This is a genomic window from Microcystis sp. BLCC-F210 (assembly GCF_042134685.1).
GTDB lineage: Bacteria > Cyanobacteriota > Cyanobacteriia > Cyanobacteriales > Microcystaceae > Microcystis > Microcystis aeruginosa_D.
Map to the genome: position 1 here is coordinate 436,777 of NZ_CP169647.1, position 19,178 is coordinate 455,954.

A 19,178-nucleotide genomic window follows, 5' to 3' on the forward strand; every position below is an offset into this window, starting at 1 on the left:
CACGGTCAGCATTGACAATGATTAGCGATCAATCCCTCCCCCCCCAAAATATCGAAGCGGAAGAATCTATCTTAGGTGGTATTTTGCTAGATCCAAAAGCGTTAGGTAGAATCAGTGATTTTTTAATTCCAGAAGCTTTTTATGTGAAAACCCATCAAGATATTTATCGTGCGGCACTTGCTTTACAAGGGAAGGGAAAACCGACGGATTTAATGACGGTTAGCAGTTGGTTACAGGATAATCATCTGCTGGAAGAAATCGGGGGAATGCCGCGATTGTTACAATTAATTGAGCGCACTGTCTCGGCTGCTAACATCGATCGCTATGCTGAATTAGTGATGGATAAATATATGCGTCGTCAGTTAATTTCCACCGGGGGAGAAATTATTGAGTTAGCCAGGGATACGACGCTAGAATTAGAAAATGTTTTCGATGAATCGGAACAAAAGATTTTTCGTCTCACCCAAAAACGACCCCAGGAGGGTTTAATTTTTCTGGGGGATACTTTAATCGAAACTTTTAACGAGATTGAGAAAATGCAGGAGACGACCACTCTACCTGGTATCGAAACTCAATTTTATGATCTCGATGCCATGACCAGTGGTTTGCAACCCTCGGATTTAGTTATTATCGCGGGTAGGCCTTCCATGGGAAAAACTTCTTTTGCTCTTAATATTGCCTATAATATCGCTCAACAGAATTTACCTGTGGCGGTTTTTAGTTTGGAGATGTCTAAGGAACAATTAGCCCAACGTTTGTTATCGAATGAGGCTAAAATCGAAAGTAATCGGATTCGCTCGGGCCGTTTGGGACAAAATGATTTAGAGAAGGTTCTTGAGGGACTAGATAAGTTATCAAAGTTGCCCATATATATCGATGATAGTGCCAATTTAAGTGTAATTCAAATGCGTTCCCAAGTGCGTCGTTTACAGGCAGAAAAAAAGGGACAAATAGGCTTAGTTTTAATCGATTATCTGCAATTAATGGAAGGGGGGGGTGATAATCGCGTTCAGGAAATTTCTAAAATTACCCGCAGTCTTAAGGGTTTAGCGAGGGAAATTCATGCTCCAGTAATTGCTCTTTCTCAGTTAAGTCGCGCTGTGGAATCTCGCAATAATAAAAGACCGATGATGTCTGATTTACGCGAGTCGGGATGTTTAGCGGGTGATAGTTTAGTTGAGTTAGCTGATCCTCGTGCTAAAGTGCCAATTCGTCAGTTAGTGAATTGCTCTAATTTTACGGTTTTTGCTCTTAATGAGGAAACAATGAAATTAGAAAAAGCACTGGTAACTAAGGTCTTTTTCACAGGATTTAAGCCAGTTTTTCGATTAACAACTCGTTTAGGTCGCACGATTAGAGCTACAAGCAATCATAAGTTTTTGACTGTCCACGGTTGGCAAAGATTAGATGAATTAAATATTGGTAATGATATCGCTTTACCTCGCTCTCTGAGTAATTCAGACCTAACTTTTAATTGGGATGAAGTTATGGCAATTCAAGCGGATGGAGAGACAGAAGTGTATGATTTAACAGTAGATAAATTGCATAACTTTATTGCCAATAACATCATCGTCCATAACAGTATCGAACAGGATGCGGATTTAATTATGATGTTATACCGAGATGAATATTATAACCCCGATAGTCCCGATCGAGGTGTGGCTGAAGTAATTATTACTAAACATCGTAACGGTCCCACTGGCACAATTAAACTACTTTTTCAACCAGAATTTACTAAGTTTCTCAATCTTAAACAAAGTCGCTCTAATTATTAAAATGCAAGCAAATATGAATTATAAAACTTACAATTGGCTCTTAATACTTTTGCTAATTATCCTAACTCTTGGTGTGTTTTTTCGCTTGGCAAATATCGATAAAAAAATCTATTGGCATGATGAATCCTACACCACCATTAGAACCACTGGTTATCAAGCAAAGGAAATCGCCGATACTATCTTTCAAAATCGTCTTTTATCTACGACAGAATTAGGAAAATTTCAACAACTGAAACCCGAAAGTAATGTTTTTGATACGATAAAATCTCTGGCTAAAGAAGACCCTCAACACCCACCTTTATACTTTATTATCTCTCGCTATTGGGAAAAAATATTCGGTTTTTCTCCCGTTTCTTCCCGCAGTTTAGCGATTATCTTTAGTCTGCTCTCCCTGCCATTTATTTACTATTTATCCCTAGAATTATTTGCGTCAAAGTTAACGGCAATTTTAGCTATAATTTTATTAGCACTCTCTCCAGTTGATATAATATTTGCTCAAATATCCCGTCAGTATAGTCTTTTAGTTATGTTAACGATAGTTAGTCAATTAATGCTGTTAAAATGCCTCAAAAAAAGAACTCTTGTTAATTGGTCTTTATACACTCTCTCTAATACGCTCGGACTCTACACCCATCTCTTTTTTATTCTTAACTTATTTGCTCAAGCATCCTTGATACTTTGGTATCTTGTTATGAAACCAGAGCGAAAAAATAACTTGATATTTTTCCTGTTATCTGGGTTAACAATGATAATTTTATATATACCCTGGTTACAGGTTTTTTTAACTAACTCTCAAAGAGCCTTTAACTCCACCAGTTGGGCTGCCGTTAAATATCTCGATTGGGGATTGTTCGGTAAATTATGGCTCTTAACTTTTACTTGTCCATTTAGCGATAGCGATTTTGGTTTTAATAACATCTTCACTTATATATATAGAATAATTTTTTTAATCTTAATTATCTATGCTTTTGAGCGAGTTTATCGCTACAATAACCCGATAGTTTTTACTTTTCTGATTACCTCAACCCTAGTACCTTTCCTAGCTTTAGTCATTCCCGATTTAATTTTTATCACCACTAGATCAACTGTCACCCGTTATCTAATTGCAACCTTTCCCACTATCTATATAACTGTAGCTTTTTTCTTGTCACAATTGCTTAGTCAAGGTAAAATTTTAGGTAAAATTATCTTGACTTTTTTGTTAACTGCTAGTATAATATCGAACTTTAATAATGCTCTTTCTGAAACAAGTTGGGCAAAAGTTCCTAGTTATTGGAATGGCGAAGTTGCCAGAAAAATCAATGCGGTACCCAATGCCATTATTATTAGCGACGAAGGTAATGACTGGACTAACTTAGGTGATTTGCTTTCCCTTAATTATCGTCTTAATGCTGATGTACAATACTTTCTAACTACCACAAACCCCGATACCGATAAGTTAAAAGAAGTCCTAGAAATTCCCCAAGCTAACTTATTTCTTTTTCGTCCTTCCAATCGGTTATTACTGGCCCTAGATCAATTCGATATTCGTCTTGATGATTTCTATCCTCAAGGTCAATTGTGGCGAGGAAAGAAATAGGTAAATATATATATTGGGTCAATCTAGCCTCAAAGAGTTGGGCAAAGCTGTTATTATAACCAGTTAAAACCGTTAATTCTCACCCTAAAGAAATGACTTTTCTAATTCCGACTAGCGTTTGGCGGCAAATTCTGAAAAAGCTCCCTATACTACTATTCTTAACATCTTTTCTTATAGTCCTACTCTTAGGCTATTTTTCCGCCGCTTTTTCTCAAAGTCGGGATGCCGATATCCGCGGTGTTTGGATCACCACCAATGATACTGCGATGCTGATGGACAGGGATAAACGACAACAGGCGATCGAGCAATTAGTTAATCTTAATTTTAATGCTATCTATCCCGTGGTCTGGAATTCCGGTTATGCTCTCTATCCCAGTGCGATCGCCCAAAGGGAAGGAATACAGCCTTTTTTGCCTACGGGAGCGCAGGGACAAGATATTTTGGCAGAATTGGTCGAACAAACCCGTGGAAGGGGATTATTGGTCATTCCTTGGTTTGAATTCGGATTTATGGCCCCTCCTACCTCAGAATTAGCCTTAAAACATCAGAACTGGTTAACCCAAAAACGCGACGGGGGGACTACTTGGGTAGGAGCAGCCGGTGAGGTGGTGTGGTTGAATCCTTTTCGTCCCGAGGTGCAGAATTTTCTGCGGGAATTAGTCTTGGAAGTAGTGAAACAATATGATATTAACGGCATCCAATTCGACGATCATCTGAGTTTACCCAACGAATTCGGCTATGATCCCTATACTATCGCTCTTTATCAACAGGAAACCGAAAAAACGCCCCCAGCTAACCCCCGGGATCCCGAATGGACAAAATGGCGGGCCGATAAAATCACCGCTTTTTTAGCTAATCTCAAAGAATCAATTGAGGCAATTAAACCGAATATACTGCTTTCGATCGCCCCTAATCCCTACGAATTCGCCTATAATGGTCATTTACAGGATTGGCTCGCTTGGGTGCGACAAGGATTAGTCGATGAGTTAATCGTACAGGTTTATCGTCCCGATCTGCCCAGTTTTCTCAAACAAATAGAGCGTCCCGAAATTCAGGAAACCCAGCAAACTATCCCCACCGGTGTGGGAGTTTTAACCGGTTTACGCAACCGACCAATTGCCCTACCCTTGATTGAAGAAAAGGTAGTGGCTGCTCGTCAACGGGGTTTAGGAGTGATTTTCTTCTTTTATGAAAGTCTCTGGCAGCAAGCTTTGGAACCTCCAGAAACGAGAAAAGCAGCAATTCAAGCGATGTTTTCGCAACCCATCACTCCCCGTCTTCCCGTGGTGGAAAATATTCCTCTAGTTAGTACACCTGAACCTATTAACCAGCCAAGACTAACTCCCACACCTCCCCCCTTAGCGCCGGACGGTATCGAAATTCCTGTAATTCCCCCTCCGGGTAGTTAGTAGCAATTTTTGCCCACAAAGTCAATGCTACTGGTCGCTTGACCCCCACCCCGAACGGGGACAAAATTATTTTCATTCTTCGCGTTTTGGTATCCTGTCAAGATAATAATCGTGTTGTTCGGCTCCGTCAGTGGGGAGTTGAGCGATAATTTCTGGCGGAACATCAGCCATAATTTCCTGAGCGATTTGCCAGGTGGGTTGACGAGTTTCAGGATATTTTTCTGATTTTCCCAAGTTAAGGATTTTTGCAGGAGAAGGGATTCGAGGAATTTTGGTGACTTTTTTCTTAAGTTCCTAAACTTCGGTTGTGTTGAGAAGCAGGAGAAAATATACTGGGCTAGAAGTTATAAATTGTGAAGTTTTTCGGCTCTTCTGGTTTCTGTGTGGAAACAAGGTCTATACTGATAGTCTATTCTGCGGCTCGACTGAGCGTCGCCAAACGTCAAAATAGCCCTAAAAGTCTTGCCCAATAAGCATTTTACGACTCCAGAAGCAAGAATTATCATACAAAGTCGAGAAAGGCCGTTTTTCTTAATGTATAACTTCTAAGTACCATAAATTATTGAGGGTAAATTCAATGATATTGAATCCGAAATCCGAAAATCCGAACAAGAAAAATTTGGCATTTTTAACGGGGATGATTGTTTCCGTTTTGGCAATCTTAGTTCTTACCGTTGGTAATACTGCTTTTGCTCAACCTGTTTTTACAGACAAACTCGATTTAGGTTTAACGAGCTTTTATCCAGATGCGGCTTCTCAACAGAAGAAAGTTGATACATTAAAGAACCTTAACTACAACATCTCTGTTCCCCTTAACGTGGAAGATATAAAAGATAAACTAGGTGATGGATCATTTCAGAGTGCCGACCTAGATTTTAGTACAACCCAGCCCACTGTTCCAGGTAGCAATATTCGTATTTCTTTCACCGGTCCTATTAGTGCAACTAACGGAGTTGCTGAAACTTCTAAACTTTATGCTGTTGTCGCAGGAAAGCCCAAATTAAACACTTGTCCCGTTGAAGTTCAGGAAACACAGATTGCATTCTTCAATCAGAAAGATGATGCAAATACAAAAGCTCAGGCTCTTTCCGACGAAGGATATCTGGTTTATGTTACTGCTAATACTGCTGTACAAAACAAAGCCAGAGAGAAAATTATAGAACTCAACTGTCAACCTAATGCTCAAGGAGTAATTGTTAATGGCAAAACACAGAAAGTTACTGTAGATTTTACAGATATTTTCAACTTACTACCGCAAAATTTACAACAGCCTGCAAAAAATTCACCTTTTGTTTATTCACCAAAAAGTGATTCCATTTATTTAGTCAATGCCAGAAAAGAATATGATCCCACTAACCCTACAAAATAAACTTCTATAAAACATCTCGTGTAGGAATGGGGATTCAATAAATCCTATTACTGTGAAGAAGATATCTGATGATAAAAATATCTTCTCCACAGTTTGCTTAATGCTTGACTATAAATTTAAGTGAGTTCTTTTCTTCTTCCATGAATTCTGGGCTAATCATGTTTTCAATGAGTGCTTTGCTTCTAATTATGACCCTTAAACTATATTATTGTCTTTGAGTAAAAAATGCAAGTTGTAGCCGTGCAAAGTATATACTGAATCTGGTTATTAAAAACTGATTATTTATTCCCCCTTTTGCCTCTTGCCTCTCCTGATAACTAGCCTGTACTCAAAGGATTTAGTATGAGTGCCTCTCCTCCATAAGTAGCCTATACTCATAGGGATTTAGTATTAAACTGTTTGCGTCCATAATGTAACATGATGAATATTTTTCACCCAATGTTCAAAAGAGCCATTTGATAAGACTAAGTTTACCCTTCTGAGTATGAATTTTATCTGCAATCACCCCTCGATCGAGCATTATTTAAAACAACAATTAATTAATATTTTTCCAGAAAATAACTATAAACTAACTCTCTATCGTTGTCCAAAAACTGATAGTATCCTCTATCGTTCACCTCTGTTTTATTATTTTACGCCCGCTCAATGTCAAGCAATATTTAACCGTTTAATCACCTTTTTTCCACAAATTCAGCTTAAGGAAGGATGGCTAGAATTATTATTAGATCAGCAATTTTTGTCCTTTTGGTTACTGAAACTAAACGATTTAATCGATCAGTTTTTCTCCGATCAGCTTCCTTTCCATCCCAGAGGAGAATTCTTCTTTTTATTTCAATACACTCACGCTCGCTATTCTAGTTTGTTACAACTGCTCAATCGGGAAAAAATTAGACTAACCGAGCTAGAACTATTATCATGGCATCATCCCGCCGAAATAGCCTTAATCCTGCAAATTTTAACCGTTTGTGATTGTTGGGAACACCAAAAACTCTATCCCTTAACTGCAAATTTTTGCGAAGCGATGCTCAATTTTGAGCGTAACTGTCGCATTATTGGAGAATCGTCCCCAATTCAGCGATCGAGATTAGTCCTGATTAGCGTCAGTCAAAAACTACTTAACCGTCTTCTCCGTCAAAAATGGCAACTGCTGCCGATGACGGAACTATAAAAATATTAACTTTTGTGAATTTAGTGGACAAAACCATCAGCCTATGATAGATTTTAATTAGTGTGAGGAGCGAACCAGAATAGAGAGCCGAGACGAAACATGGACAGTCGCCGGCTCTCTTTCTGTTGTTCAGTAATTATCTTTTTCCTGGCGATATTTAATAAAAGTGGGCAAATCAACCCGAAAAGAGGAATATTTCGGGGAAGGAGAGATAATGGGTGCCGGCCAATCCCTGTCTTTCTTATTTAAGGATTCTACTGGCTCAATTGTCTCTAATTCCGCTACAAACTCATCCATGGCAGCGACTTCATCGTTTTCTTGATTTTCTGTCTGAGACCAAGGCTTGATCGCAGCTACCTTGGCGACAATGGCTAAATCCGGGGGAGAATTGCGATCGCTACCGTGTTGGAAATACTGGGCCAAGGCCGCTTTATACTGAAGGGTGTAGCGTTGCTGACGTTGAAGACGGGTGCGTAATTCCCGCAATTGCTGGTCATAGTTGCACAGTTTTTGGCTTTTTTCCTGATAACTTTCCTGAATTAAGGCACATTCTCGCTCTAAACGGGCTAATTGTTGGCGCGTGCGGGTCAATTCTGCGGTCAAATTAGCAATAATCATCGGTTGTCGCTGTTCTGCTTGACGATACTGTTCGATTTCCCCTAAAGCTCGCTGTAATTGTTGCTTTTCGTATTGCAGTTCCTCGTTTTGCTGCTGGATTAGGGTATCGCAACTTTGCAAGCGACGATCTTGCTCGGCTAACTGCGATCGCAACTCCGCAAGAGCTTGCTCCCGTCGCCAGATCTCCGCTTGTAATTCTTGATTTTGTTGACGTAAATGAGAGGATAGAGCCGGCCAATCTGTCTCATCTTTTGATTGACTCTCATGCTCGACAATTTCAGCAGTAATGACAGTATCGGCATGGGTGAGATGATCGAGGTACAGGTCGGAATTATCGTTCATAAAAGCCAAGGGATGAGGAAACCTAGAAGTTCAGAGACGTTAAAAGCCTTCTATCGTTCCAAAAAAAAAGGAACCGCATTGTTAGAGACTGCCGCGCGGTTCCACTGCCGATCCTTGAGAGGAGAACACTATAAATAACTATAAGCTTATTAGGAATTTTTGTCAATACTTAATGAGAAGTTTTATCATTAAACTAAAGGGAAAGGGGGATCGACTAATACCAAACCCGTTTTTAATAGTATGATTAACTCCCAGTCCAACTTTAAAAACCCGCTCCCCACACCCCACAGCCTACGAAAAACTTTTTGCCGCAAACCCTAGATGTCTATTAATACAAGCGCCAGTTGAGCGGGTTAGCGGTTCGATGTGCTTCAATAATCCTATAGTTTTTATTTCTCTTGTCGTATCATGCCACGTCCCCCGAAGAAAACCCCTAGCACCCCTGAACCCCCCGAAGAGCCAATTAAATCCACTCCTCCCCTACAACCTCTACAAATTATTAAAAAGGGTTCTAGGGCTGCAGTACCCCCCAAACCCCCGGAAACCTCTCCAGAAATAATTGAGGAAAAACCGGCGGCGGAAACGGTAAAATCCGTCAGTAGTGAGATAAAATCTCCTCTCCGTCCCCGTTTCGATTCGGCTCCTCCATTCCGAAAACCGATTCCCAAAGCAGAAATTCCCGTCATCGAAAAAGCGACGGGAGCTAATGGCGAAGTATTTAATCTGACCGATTCTGTCCTCATTACCGAACCTTTCGGTACTCGTATTCCCGCTATTATCGATAGTTTTTATGCCGATGATCAAGGCGAAATCTGGGCGCGACTCAAACCCGTGGAAGTTAATCCCGATTGTCGCTGGGAACAGGCCTGTATTCGCTCTCAGGGTTTGGTAAAAGCTGAGTAAAACAGTTATCAGTTATCAGATTTGATTTGTAAGTATCTAAGCACAATTAATTACACATCTAAGCCACTACTCCGTCAGACTTCTGCTGTGATCAGTAAACAGTGAACTGAAAACTCAAATCCGATCCCTAATAGCTGTATCCCGTCTCCCCACTCCCAACTCCGGCACTCCCCACTCCCAATTCATAATAGTTCTGGTTCTTCGATTTGTGTTATGCAATGTCTGTCAACTGTCTTCGATCTAGAGCAAACTAATCAATTAAGTCTCTTGCCAGATAAGGATTTAGTCGATTTACGCCACCAGATCAAAACATACTAAGTCGGGTCTGCTGAAAAAGTTTTTCGTGGGGGTAGGGTGTGAGCTCAGCGTTCGACAAAAGCGTTCGACAAAAGCTCACGGCCGAAGCCTTTTGCCTATCTTCACTAGGAAATTTATTTTGCATGACTACTTATGTAAGTTAAACTTATCACACAGAACCTAAAAGAACCACGAAGAACCATTCATGATTCATCATTCATAATTCATCGTTGCCCCTCAAAAAAACCACGGTTATAAGTACCTAAGCAAAATTAATTACACATATCTAACCACCTCTTGCCTCCTGCCTCTTGCCTTTTGCCTATCTTGACTAGGAAATTAATTTTGCACGACTACTTAGAAGTCTTGGCGGAAAAGTCTCTACAACCGGGTTTTTCTAGGAATATTAGGAAAGGAGATTACCGCGACTACCGTTAGGAAGAATAGTTTCTTCGAGGGAAGCAGAAAGAAGATTATTTTCGGTTAAAATCGCCCCAATTAAGTTAGCTTGTTTGAGATTAGCTCGTTTAAGATTGCTTCCCACTAAATAACTCAAGAGTAATCCCGCTTGGTGTAGATTAGCACCGGAAAGGTTAGCGGAGGCTAAATTAGCGCCGAGCAGATTACAACCGGTTAAGTTAGCGTGGCGAAAATTGGCTTTATTAGCTTCAGTTTTGCTTAAATCGGCTCCAGTTAAGTTAGCTCCTTCAAAATCACTAGAATTGAGGTTAGCTCCCGTCAGATTAGCACCTTCCAAGTTAGCATAACGTAAATCTGCCCCTCGTAAATCTACCCCGCGCAAATCGGCATAGCTGAGGTCGGCGTATTGAAGATGGCAGTTTTCCAGATTAGCTTGATAGAGATAGGCTCGAATTAGGTTAGCCTCTTTTAAGTTAGCATGGCTAAGATTAGCAGAGCTAAGAATAGCACGAGTGAGAATAGCCCGTTTTAGGTTAGCTTTCGCTACCATAGCATGGGTTAAAGTGGCTGAGGTGAGATTAGCAGCTTCGAGATTTGCCTTGAACAGTTGAGCAAAAAGTAAGCTGCTGTGAATTAAACAGGCAGAACTTAAATCAGCCTTTTTCAGAACAGTATTACTCAAAATTGCGCCGCTTAGTTGACTTTGGTGCAAATTTGCCCCGGAAAGGTCGGCTTTAGTCAGGTTAGCATCGATAAGACAAGCTTTGCTTAAATTGACTTCTTCAAGGGCAGCAGCCTTGAAATTAGCGTTAATTAAACAAGCTTCGGCTAAATTGGCTCGTTTTAAGTAACTATGACTGAGGTTAATCTGGTTTAAACACTGTCTCTTTAAATTAACTCCGCTAAGTCTGACTTCCGCAAAGTTGCGTTCACCTCGATTATACAGTTCGATTAGACGTTCACGATTGGTTAAGGCATTGCTACTCATAAAATAACTAAATTGTTCTGGAAGCTGATTTCCAGAGAATGGGTTGGGGAAAACTACTGATGATGAAGTGGATTTCTAGGATTAGTACAAGGAGCAACTAGGGATTTTTGCGAATAAATAGAAATTTTCAACCAATTACGGGTTTAAAATCCCTATTGGCAATTACTAAAACTGGTAGAGAATGAAAAGAATCGCGGTTCAATACCAAAAACAGTTTCTACCTAAACCCGCCACTTGTTGCCAGCCAGGTCTAGGCATTAAATTAGAGAAGTCTTGTGCGTCAGTTTTTCTGACTGAATCTACTGCCTCGCCGATGTCTTGACTCGGTATCATACAGTTGAATTTGTTAGGTCTGCTTAGTCCGTCCAGTAAGAGGCTAAAACTCTTAATCATCAGATTTCGGGGACTCTCCAGTTGAGCGAGCATAAAACTCTGTAAAAGTCAATCCCTCTTAGGGATAAGCTACCCCATCCTATTCCCCGAAGCCTTAGTTTGTTAAGTCTATCAGGTTGTGGTCTGTTTTGGCAAGAGGGGTCAATGTTTTTTTTATCAATTCGCCAAAAGGCTTGATTTGCCGTAGGAGATAATTGTACAGACCGGTTATCTAAATATTGTCTGAGACTGGGGGAAGGATTGAGGAGATAAATATCGGTAAATTGATTTTTTAAGCATGGGATAGAAACTCTAATATCCGACTGAATAAATAAATACTTTGTCTTAGCATCAGTGGTATGAATAAGGGGCAAGGTATCTAACCAATGTTCTGAAATAATTAGAGGTTTTTGACTGCGATTAATCATTGTATAAGCGTTGGGAATATTACTACCATAACCCGTATATCTGTTTGCTGGCAGTGGATAGGGAATTTTGGCAATTAATCCGAAAACTAGCAATAATATTAAGAGAATTTTTGCCCAGATTTGGCGATGCTGTAGTCCCTTGCTTAGTAAAAAGGTAACTGCCAGAAGTATACCGAGAAAACTTGGTAAGTAAAATCTGCCCACAGCTGTGTAGCGAAATCCTTTGATTAGATCCCAAGCTAAAAGAGAGAAAAAGGGGATAATGGTCAGGAGAATAATCAGGGTAAAAACTTTTTTATCGGCTTTTTTAGCCAGATAAATAAAGGAGATGATGACGAGGATAATTAGGCAGTATTCAATAATAGGGATGCTGCTGGGATTAGCTAAACTAAAATTATAAAACAAACGAGCGATCATTCCTACCCATCTTTGCCAAAGTACCTCTAGGGGTAAACTGCCTTTTGACCATCCAAAGACAGTAAATCGACTGGTAAAAATCCGGGTTAACCAAATTGAATAAATACCTAGGGAAGCAAGTAAGCTGATGCTATAGTATTTTTTGGTTAAAGAGTTAAAAGAATTCAACTGCAGCAGAAAATATAGGCTATGAACTACTAGAACAAAGATAAAGAAAACATGGGTATATAAACCAGCGATTAGAGATAAACTATAGAAAAACCAATCTTTTTTCGGTTGCAAGGAATCAATAGCTTTGAGAAATAACCAGCTAGAAAGTATCGACAAGAAAACATATAGTCCATATTCCCAAATTCCCAGCGCATAACCACTAAAACGCGGGGAAAAGAAGATAAGTGTAGATGCAATTAAAGCGGCGTTTTTATTTTTAAATAAGGTCAAAGCCAAATGGTAAAAACTCCATAAAATGCCAAGCCAAATAATTACCGAAAATCCTCTTAAGACTAAATAAGAATTGCCTAATAATCTTGCTAAAAACCAGAGAAAACTGTAGTAGAGAGGTAGATCATAATTTGAGCTAGTATAAAGAGAGGCTAAGGTATCAGGAAAACCTTTCACGGAATTAACCCCTTGAAATTGCCAGAGTTGTTCTGTAGATTTAATTTGTCCATCGAACAGATAGTTAATTAACTGTTCAGGTCTGTTACCAGAAAGATGGAGTAAAACCAAAGATTCATCGTGCCAAACATAACTATAGTAAGCGAGATGGACAAAATAGAAAATATTGAAAATAATCAATAAACCTAAAGCAAATTTAATTCCAGATTGACGGGTAAGCATAATTATCTTGATCCTGTTAAAAAATCACTGATTACTATTGACTAAATCCTGCTTAATTAATCTGGAATTTTGATAGGCAATGGGCAAAGTAAACCAAAATTGTGAGCCAACCCGGGGGGTACTTTTTACCCCAATTCTCCCAGAGTGAGCCTCGATTATTTGCCGACATTGGTAGGAACCTAAACCAATTCCCGTTAGGTGTTGATTATGAAGATTTCTTACATATAAATGGAAAAGATGTTGACATTGTTCCTCATCCATGCCAATACCATTATCGCTTAAAGTGCAGTAGATCATGTCTTGGTCAATACGAGCATCTAAAGCTAATTGAATTGGTGGAGGATTATGTTTTAAGGCATTATTTAATAATTGCTCAAAAACACTTCTTAGCTGACAAGGATCAGCATTAATAGCAGGTAAATCATCGGGAAGAAGATTAATAAAAGTAGCTTGGTATAAATCAAAATCTTTTTGCCAATCTTTCAGCCAAATTTTCACCTGTTCTTTTAAAGATAGAGGTTGACGATGCAAGATTAAAGGCCGTTCTTCAGCAAAATGATTTTCTGATAAAGCATTAATTAAAGTTAATTGTCGATCACAACTACGCACCACCTGATCAAGCATTGCTCGCGAGATAGTTACCTTTTCTGTTGGCCGACACTGTAAATTTTTTAATAACATCACTAATCCCATAATTGAAGTGCGAAGATCGTGGGATACTGCCTGTAAAAAAACCGTTTTCATTTCGTATAAATGCTGAATTTCCCGGACTTTTTCCCGCAGTTCCAGGGTTCTTGCTGCCACTTCTCGTTCTAAATTATTATTCAAGCTTTGCACCTTCTGATATAGTTGCGCTTGGCCGATAGCGATACAAACTTGGGTAGCTAACTGTTCTAGTAATTTCACCTCGCTTTTTTGCCAATGACGGGGATGGGAATATTGATGGACCACCAAAGCACCTAAATGTTGATTATTAACCGTTAGAGGTAAAACTAAAGAGGATTTAACTTGCAGATATTCGTAATAACCCTTGAGAGTGGGTAGAGTTTGCACCTTAGCGGTATTATCAGCAATAATTAACTTATCTAAAGAAAACAACTGTCCCAATTCTTCCAGTAATTCTGGTTCGGGAAACCAACCCATCAGTGAAGGAATATCGGGACGACGGGACTCGACGATTACCTTAGACCAACCCCCCTCTTGACAGCGCCCGATATAGACTTGATCGGCATCGAGAAAATGTCTGATTTCCTCAACAATGGTATTTAAAACCTGATCTATATCCAAAGATTGATGGACTTTTAGAGCAACTTGTGTTAGTAAATGTTCTCTTTCTAAAGTTTCATTTAAAGCTCGATCGATCTGTTGTCTTTCGGTAATCGCCGCGGATAAAAACAGAGAAGTTGACATGACAATGACTAAAAAGATTTGTAAGATCAGGACACCTCTGGTATGGTCAGGAGCCTGTAGGATAAAAGGGCTGACTCCCCCGACCAATCCTATCAAAGCTAAAATAGATATCAAAAAATTGGCTATTACCGCTCCCCAAGTCTGAAAACGCATAGCAGCCCAAACCACAAAAGGAAAAGGCAGATATTCGAGGTACTGCACCATACTCCAGTCGGGGTTAAGAAAATTCTGTTGACCGCCAAAAACCACAGAAGTCACCCCCGTTAGCAAACTCAGACAAAGTAAGGCCTCGCCAAAGCGTTGGGGTTGTCGTGGTTCCCTTAGGGAGTGACGATTGAAGTAAAAACGCAACAGCAGCGGCGTGATCATTAATATACCTGTACTATCTCCGAGCCAGATCATGCCCCAAGACTGTCCCAATTGTCGCCAATCCCAAGTATTTAGCCAACTACGGGCAAAAGTATCGATAGTGGCATTAACTGCCGAGGCGCATAAAGCCGCTAAAAATACCAGTAAAAGGATATCGCGAATACGCTGTAAAGTGGCGGAAAATCTCAGATAATGCAGGAATTGCGCCCCTAACAGAGCCGATAAACTGCTACCGATCGCCGAAAATAGGGCTATGGGCCAACTGGCCCCTAAAAAGAAGGTCAGAAGCAAATCCCCGATAAAAACGCCTAAAACTAGCCTTTTTCCCCCTAAAAAAACAGCAGTTAAGCCAATACCAGCACTCATCCAAATTGGGGCAGGTCGCGACCCTAAATCTAAGCAGAGATAGCCTAGCCAACCAACACCCAGATAAACCAGGGCAACAAGCACAATTTTAGATCGATCTGACGAAATACGTAGCATTTTTAGGCTGCAGCAAGGGAAAGAGAAAGTTTTTGCAGTTATCTGAGCAATCAGCAATTAGTTATTAGTCAACAGGGATATGGGGAGAAAAAAGCTGAAGGCTAACGGCTAACGGCTGACTGCTTCAAGATCACTGTTAATCTATCTCCAGATTGCCTAAACTAGGAGTAGTTCTGCTTCATGCAGATGGGTGAAAACCGTACATTTTCCTTTTAGGAATCAAAGATCATGCGGATTTTAATTGTTGAAGACGATCCTTTAATGCAGTTAGGTTTAGAACAAGCGCTCGGTGAACAGCCAGATTTTGAGATTGTCGGTCAAGCGAGTGATGGTCTGGCGGGGGTACAATTGGCCCTATCCCTGCGGCCAGATTTAGTGGTCATGGACATCGGTTTACCCCGTCTTGATGGCATTGCGGCAACTAAACAGATTAAAGAAGGTTTAGCTAATGTTCATGTGGTTATGCTCACTTCCCACACTCTGCAACAGGAAGTGATCGCAGCTCTGGCCAGTGGCGCTGATGCCTATTGTATCAAGGGAGCGAGTCTCGATCGCCTTTTAGCCGCTATTGAAGCAGCTAAGGATGGGGCCACCTATTTAGACCCTCAAATTGCCCGTTTAGTCATGGATAATCTCAAAGCGCCGGCAGTGCAACCTAATCCCAATCTAGCACTTTTATCAGAGCGAGAAATGGAGGTTTTAAAGTTAATTGTCGAGGGCAAAAGTAACGCTGAAATCGCCGAACAACTTTATTTAAGCACCAATACGATTAAAACCCATGTGCGGGGAATTATGAATAAATTGGCCGTGGACGACCGAGTACAAGCGGCAGTAATTGCCCTGCGATCTGGTATTGTTTAAGGGAAAAATGACGATTTACCCACAGGAATATTCTACCTCAATTGCTACTGCTACAATTGCTCAAAAAATCCCTTCAATGATTTATAATAAGTTGTTGACCTATCTCTGTTGGACTAACCATGACTATCGCTCAAAGCCTACCCCTAGTCGAGTCTCATGTCAACCCTGAGATAATCTTCCCAGAAGGCGATTTTTGGAGTGATGAACCACCCTTGGAAAGTAATCTACATCTACAACAAATTATTTTATTAATTCAGTGTTTAGAATGGTGGTGGCGCGAGCGAGAAGATTATTTTGCCGCCGGCAATTTAACCATTTATTACAGTCCCAACCAGAAAAAGTCAGAATTCTTCCGTGGTCCGGATTTTTTCGTCGTTTTGGGGACAAATCCCAACCCCAACCGCAGAAGTTGGGTAATTTGGCGAGAAGAGGGCAAATATCCCAATTTAATTATCGAAATTCTCTCCGATAGTACCGCCAAAGTTGACCGAGAGGAGAAAAAACAAATTTATCAGGATATATTTCGCACTCCCGATTATTTTTGGTTTGACCCAGAAAGCTTAGAATTTCAGGGATTTACCCTAATTAGCGGTCAATATCAACCGATTGCTCCCAATCCCCAGGGATGGCTCTGGAGTCAACAATTAGGCTTATATTTGGGTTTATCTGCCAATAAATTGCGCTATTTTACCCCCGAAGGGGAATTAGTCCCCACTCCCGCAGAAGCGGCACAACAGGCAGAAAATCGGGTTTTAGAGGCAGAAAATCGGGTTTTAGAGGCAGAAAACCAAGTCGAGCAAGAAAAGCAAAAAGCGGCGAAATTAGCGGCTAAACTGCGGGAATTAGGCATAGATACCGAGGAAAATCTCTAATCTTCTTTTGTTATTTAATAACGCTATTTTCGGTGAGAGGTGAGGGTATTTGATGTCATTTAGAGGCTGAATAGTTGACTAATCGCAGAAAGCTCCGCGCAAGCGTAAATTTTCCCGCAATTCCTCAGTCATACCCACATTATCGGCAAACTTTGCCCCCTGCACTTTTGCCCCGCTCAAATTCGCTTGAGTGATGTTGACTTCAACCAAATTAGCTCCCTCTAAATTAGAGCCAATTAAATTAGCTAAAGCCAAACTAGAACGGTAAAAATCAGCATAACTTAAATCGGCATTAGCTAATAAGGCTCCGCTTAAATCCGCTCCCTTAAAACTAGCATGACTGCCGTTAATTTCACTTAAATCAGCATCGGTTAAATTGGCCCCTCGCAGATTAGCTTGATAGAGATTAGCCATACCTAAAGATCTACCACTTAATTCCGCTGCCAGGAGATTTGCCCCAGTAAAATCCTTTAGGGGATTAAGTTCAGCTAATTGGGCTAATTCCAGAAAATCATCACTAACAGCAGCATAAATTCCCTCGATTTGTGCCTGCAATTTCTCTAAATTTTCTGATGATGCTGGTTGCGGTTCAACCAGAACATTATCTAATTCCACCTGCGATGAACCCAAAGAAATACGACTTAAAAAAGCATCAAATTGATTTTCTATCAGGAAAAATGCTAACTTTCGCTCTAAAATACTATGTTTATTGGGACTTAGATCGTGTTTCCATAATCCCGATGTTTCCGTGATACAAATATCGGCAGCTGTCAGGGAAAATTGCACCGTGAGATGATAAGGTTCTTCCTCCACACTGACGGTTCCTAGGTTAATCCTTTCGATCGCTCCTGTAAATATTGACTGAGGACTTTTGAAAGATAACCGCCATTGATGATTATTAATACGATTTATGTATAACTCTTGACTAGAAAGAGGATTAGGTGTTAGGTGACAATTAACTAAAAGAAAATCTAATTTTCCTCCTTTTAGTCCCCATTTAATTTCCCCACCGAGGAGAGATTGAATTTGAGCTTGTAGGTGTAAAGTTAAATATAAATCAAATTTTTGCGAGTCGGTGGCTACTGGTTCTAGGGTTAACGATACACTATCGGGATAGCGATCGAAGGCAGCTAAAAGACGCATAATCTAAAAGAGAAAAGCCAAAATAAACAGTAAAAAAGTGGTGTTTCTCTGGCCCTAAAGCCGAGAACTCACCCCTATTTAAAACAATAGCTGATTTTCTCGATCCTCGCTGAACATTTATTGGGCGATCGCTGAAGGATTGCCCCCGAAAATCAAGGTTAAATTAGTTGACTTTCTCTTTTTTGCCGATATTGCCGTCCGCGTTAAAAAACATCGGTAAAAAGCGTTCCATAAACATTTGTGGATCACGGTTCCAGGCTTTTTGAGCCGCTTCTACCCGGAATAATTGCAATTTCGGGTCGAGAAGGGATTGGGGTAAACGTTCCATCAGATATTGAGGACGTTCCCAGAGCGGCATACTGGCGGCGATTTCCATTAAATGACCGACGCGGCGTAATTCTGCCCCCAGAGTGATATCCATACCCGATTCATAGGCGGCCTGTTCGATCGCTGAGTATTTGGCCTTCGCTTTTTCGACTTTTTGCCGATGTTCGGGGCTTTTTTGGGCAATTTTGGCTAACCAACGATTGCCCCAACGCACATGGCCCGCTTCTTCGGGAAAGATTTTGGCGATCGTTTCCTGAATTTTCAGATTTTCCGGGGTTTGTTCCCCTGCTTTGAGAGCATAAATATGGGCGGCAAAGTATTCGCATCCCCGTTTTTCCGTGACGTTAATTGCCGCTAGGGCCGCAATCAGTCCATCTTCCCTTTGTTCTTCACCTTGGAATTGATCTTGATCGAGAAGACGTTCAAATTCATCGATATAGGACAACCCCGGCGGTTTCCCCACATCGGCCCCCAATTCGATCAATAAATCGGTTAACCAGTAGGCATGGCGGGCCTCATCGGCGACGTGACGGGAAAGCTCCTGGATCAGTTCTTTTGGTTGTCCGTCTAGGGTTTCGATCAGTTCGGTCAGGTCTTTACAGCTACGTTGTTCGTTGTAGCGGTAACGGTTGAGGGTGACAAGATGAATTTCGCGATCGCTAATGACACGCTTCATGATGTCGCGAGCGCTCATCGTCTTCTTGAATTTACGAGGGTAAGCAACGGTCATGATTTTGTATCGTTTTGTAAACGGCTTCCCGTATTCTAACGGAGTTTTTTCCCGATCT

The 19,178-nt window shown here is 40.6% G+C and carries 16 protein-coding genes; 8 read left to right on the forward strand and 8 right to left on the reverse strand.

The features are described from left to right. The first annotated feature begins 17 nt into the window (after window positions 1-17). The 3 genes from dnaB to ACE3JL_RS02185 all read left to right on the forward strand — a co-directional run bounded on the left by dnaB (window position 18) and on the right by ACE3JL_RS02185 (window position 4,763). Complete coding sequence (gene dnaB, locus ACE3JL_RS02175) at window positions 18-1,775, forward strand: replicative DNA helicase (protein ID WP_271992448.1); 1,758 nt, start codon at window positions 18-20, stop codon at window positions 1,773-1,775. Between the two features lies 1 nt (window position 1,776). Continuing rightward, the gene (locus ACE3JL_RS02180; RefSeq protein ID WP_271992389.1) at window positions 1,777-3,354 is read left to right on the forward strand and encodes a glycosyltransferase family 39 protein; all 1,578 of its coding nucleotides are present in this window, start codon (window positions 1,777-1,779) and stop codon (window positions 3,352-3,354) included. Between the two features lie 92 nt (window positions 3,355-3,446). Continuing rightward, on the forward strand, window positions 3,447-4,763 hold the full coding sequence (locus tag ACE3JL_RS02185; protein ID WP_375328747.1) for a family 10 glycosylhydrolase: 1,317 nt from the start codon (window positions 3,447-3,449) through the stop codon (window positions 4,761-4,763). Window positions 4,764-4,835: 72 nt separating this feature from the next. Here the strand turns inward: ACE3JL_RS02185 and ACE3JL_RS02190 are convergent, their stop codons facing one another. Next, entirely contained in the window at window positions 4,836-4,997 is a 162-nt protein-coding gene (locus ACE3JL_RS02190; protein WP_153245607.1) for a hypothetical protein, read from the reverse strand. Window positions 4,998-5,340: 343 nt separating this feature from the next. Between ACE3JL_RS02190 and ACE3JL_RS02195 the strand changes: the two genes are divergently transcribed. After that, window positions 5,341-6,132 carry a hypothetical protein gene (locus ACE3JL_RS02195; RefSeq protein WP_375328748.1) on the forward strand — a complete coding sequence of 264 codons (792 nt, stop codon included), beginning with the start codon at window positions 5,341-5,343 and terminating at the stop codon, window positions 6,130-6,132. A 484-nt stretch (window positions 6,133-6,616) separates the two neighbouring features. Then, the gene (locus ACE3JL_RS02200; protein ID WP_271992395.1) at window positions 6,617-7,300 is read left to right on the forward strand and encodes a DALR anticodon-binding domain-containing protein; all 684 of its coding nucleotides are present in this window, start codon (window positions 6,617-6,619) and stop codon (window positions 7,298-7,300) included. Between the two features lie 129 nt (window positions 7,301-7,429). On the opposite strand, the gene ACE3JL_RS02205 is transcribed toward ACE3JL_RS02200, so the two are convergent. Further along, window positions 7,430-8,260 carry a hypothetical protein gene (locus ACE3JL_RS02205; RefSeq protein WP_271992396.1) on the reverse strand — a complete coding sequence of 277 codons (831 nt, stop codon included), beginning with the start codon at window positions 8,258-8,260 and terminating at the stop codon, window positions 7,430-7,432. A gap of 408 nt (window positions 8,261-8,668) precedes the next feature. Between ACE3JL_RS02205 and ACE3JL_RS02210 the strand changes: the two genes are divergently transcribed. Next, a complete protein-coding gene (locus ACE3JL_RS02210; protein WP_271992398.1) occupies window positions 8,669-9,163 on the forward strand; it encodes a hypothetical protein in 495 nt (164 codons plus the stop codon). Between the two features lie 703 nt (window positions 9,164-9,866). On the opposite strand, the gene ACE3JL_RS02215 is transcribed toward ACE3JL_RS02210, so the two are convergent. The 4 genes from ACE3JL_RS02215 to ACE3JL_RS02230 all read right to left on the reverse strand — a co-directional run bounded on the left by ACE3JL_RS02215 (window position 9,867) and on the right by ACE3JL_RS02230 (window position 15,187). Beyond that, complete coding sequence (locus ACE3JL_RS02215; RefSeq protein ID WP_271992400.1) at window positions 9,867-10,868, reverse strand: pentapeptide repeat-containing protein; 1,002 nt, start codon at window positions 10,866-10,868, stop codon at window positions 9,867-9,869. A 198-nt stretch (window positions 10,869-11,066) separates the two neighbouring features. Further along, window positions 11,067-11,201 carry a hypothetical protein gene (locus ACE3JL_RS02220; protein WP_375328749.1) on the reverse strand — a complete coding sequence of 45 codons (135 nt, stop codon included), beginning with the start codon at window positions 11,199-11,201 and terminating at the stop codon, window positions 11,067-11,069. 59 nt (window positions 11,202-11,260) lie between these two features. Then, window positions 11,261-12,925 (reverse strand): hypothetical protein, encoded by a 1,665-nt coding sequence (locus tag ACE3JL_RS02225; RefSeq protein ID WP_375328750.1) that lies wholly within the window; start codon window positions 12,923-12,925, stop codon window positions 11,261-11,263. Between the two features lie 24 nt (window positions 12,926-12,949). Beyond that, complete coding sequence (locus ACE3JL_RS02230; RefSeq protein ID WP_271992404.1) at window positions 12,950-15,187, reverse strand: MASE1 domain-containing protein; 2,238 nt, start codon at window positions 15,185-15,187, stop codon at window positions 12,950-12,952. Between the two features lie 228 nt (window positions 15,188-15,415). Here ACE3JL_RS02230 and ACE3JL_RS02235 point away from each other — a divergent pair, with 228 nt between their 5' ends. Both ACE3JL_RS02235 and ACE3JL_RS02240 read left to right on the forward strand, forming a co-directional pair. Then, on the forward strand, window positions 15,416-16,048 hold the full coding sequence (locus ACE3JL_RS02235) for a response regulator transcription factor (protein ID WP_150977682.1): 633 nt from the start codon (window positions 15,416-15,418) through the stop codon (window positions 16,046-16,048). Between the two features lie 119 nt (window positions 16,049-16,167). Then, on the forward strand, window positions 16,168-16,920 hold the full coding sequence (locus ACE3JL_RS02240; RefSeq protein WP_375328751.1) for a Uma2 family endonuclease: 753 nt from the start codon (window positions 16,168-16,170) through the stop codon (window positions 16,918-16,920). Between the two features lie 78 nt (window positions 16,921-16,998). Here the strand turns inward: ACE3JL_RS02240 and ACE3JL_RS02245 are convergent, their stop codons facing one another. Next, a complete protein-coding gene (locus ACE3JL_RS02245; RefSeq protein WP_375328752.1) occupies window positions 16,999-18,063 on the reverse strand; it encodes a pentapeptide repeat-containing protein in 1,065 nt (354 codons plus the stop codon). A 163-nt stretch (window positions 18,064-18,226) separates the two neighbouring features. Beyond that, on the reverse strand, window positions 18,227-19,120 hold the full coding sequence (locus ACE3JL_RS02250; protein WP_375328753.1) for a ferritin-like domain-containing protein: 894 nt from the start codon (window positions 19,118-19,120) through the stop codon (window positions 18,227-18,229). Window positions 19,121-19,178: the final 58 nt, after the last annotated feature.

What these genes read in the sequence shown, in the direction of transcription:
- dnaB (WP_271992448.1), top strand. Translation starts at nt 18, where the DNA reads ATGATTAGCGATCAATCCCTCCCCCCCCAAAATATCGAAGCGGAAGAA.
- ACE3JL_RS02180 (WP_271992389.1), top strand. Translation starts at nt 1,777, where the DNA reads ATGCAAGCAAATATGAATTATAAAACTTACAATTGGCTCTTAATACTT.
- ACE3JL_RS02185 (WP_375328747.1), top strand. Translation starts at nt 3,447, where the DNA reads ATGACTTTTCTAATTCCGACTAGCGTTTGGCGGCAAATTCTGAAAAAG.
- ACE3JL_RS02195 (WP_375328748.1), top strand. Translation starts at nt 5,341, where the DNA reads ATGATATTGAATCCGAAATCCGAAAATCCGAACAAGAAAAATTTGGCA.
- ACE3JL_RS02200 (WP_271992395.1), top strand. Translation starts at nt 6,617, where the DNA reads ATGAATTTTATCTGCAATCACCCCTCGATCGAGCATTATTTAAAACAA.
- ACE3JL_RS02205 (WP_271992396.1), bottom strand. Translation starts at nt 8,260, where the DNA reads ATGAACGATAATTCCGACCTGTACCTCGATCATCTCACCCATGCCGAT.
- ACE3JL_RS02210 (WP_271992398.1), top strand. Translation starts at nt 8,669, where the DNA reads ATGCCACGTCCCCCGAAGAAAACCCCTAGCACCCCTGAACCCCCCGAA.
- ACE3JL_RS02215 (WP_271992400.1), bottom strand. Translation starts at nt 10,868, where the DNA reads ATGAGTAGCAATGCCTTAACCAATCGTGAACGTCTAATCGAACTGTAT.
- ACE3JL_RS02220 (WP_375328749.1), bottom strand. Translation starts at nt 11,201, where the DNA reads ATGATACCGAGTCAAGACATCGGCGAGGCAGTAGATTCAGTCAGAAAA.
- ACE3JL_RS02225 (WP_375328750.1), bottom strand. Translation starts at nt 12,925, where the DNA reads ATGCTTACCCGTCAATCTGGAATTAAATTTGCTTTAGGTTTATTGATT.
- ACE3JL_RS02230 (WP_271992404.1), bottom strand. Translation starts at nt 15,187, where the DNA reads ATGCTACGTATTTCGTCAGATCGATCTAAAATTGTGCTTGTTGCCCTG.
- ACE3JL_RS02235 (WP_150977682.1), top strand. Translation starts at nt 15,416, where the DNA reads ATGCGGATTTTAATTGTTGAAGACGATCCTTTAATGCAGTTAGGTTTA.
- ACE3JL_RS02240 (WP_375328751.1), top strand. Translation starts at nt 16,168, where the DNA reads ATGACTATCGCTCAAAGCCTACCCCTAGTCGAGTCTCATGTCAACCCT.
- ACE3JL_RS02245 (WP_375328752.1), bottom strand. Translation starts at nt 18,063, where the DNA reads ATGCGTCTTTTAGCTGCCTTCGATCGCTATCCCGATAGTGTATCGTTA.
- ACE3JL_RS02250 (WP_375328753.1), bottom strand. Translation starts at nt 19,120, where the DNA reads ATGACCGTTGCTTACCCTCGTAAATTCAAGAAGACGATGAGCGCTCGC.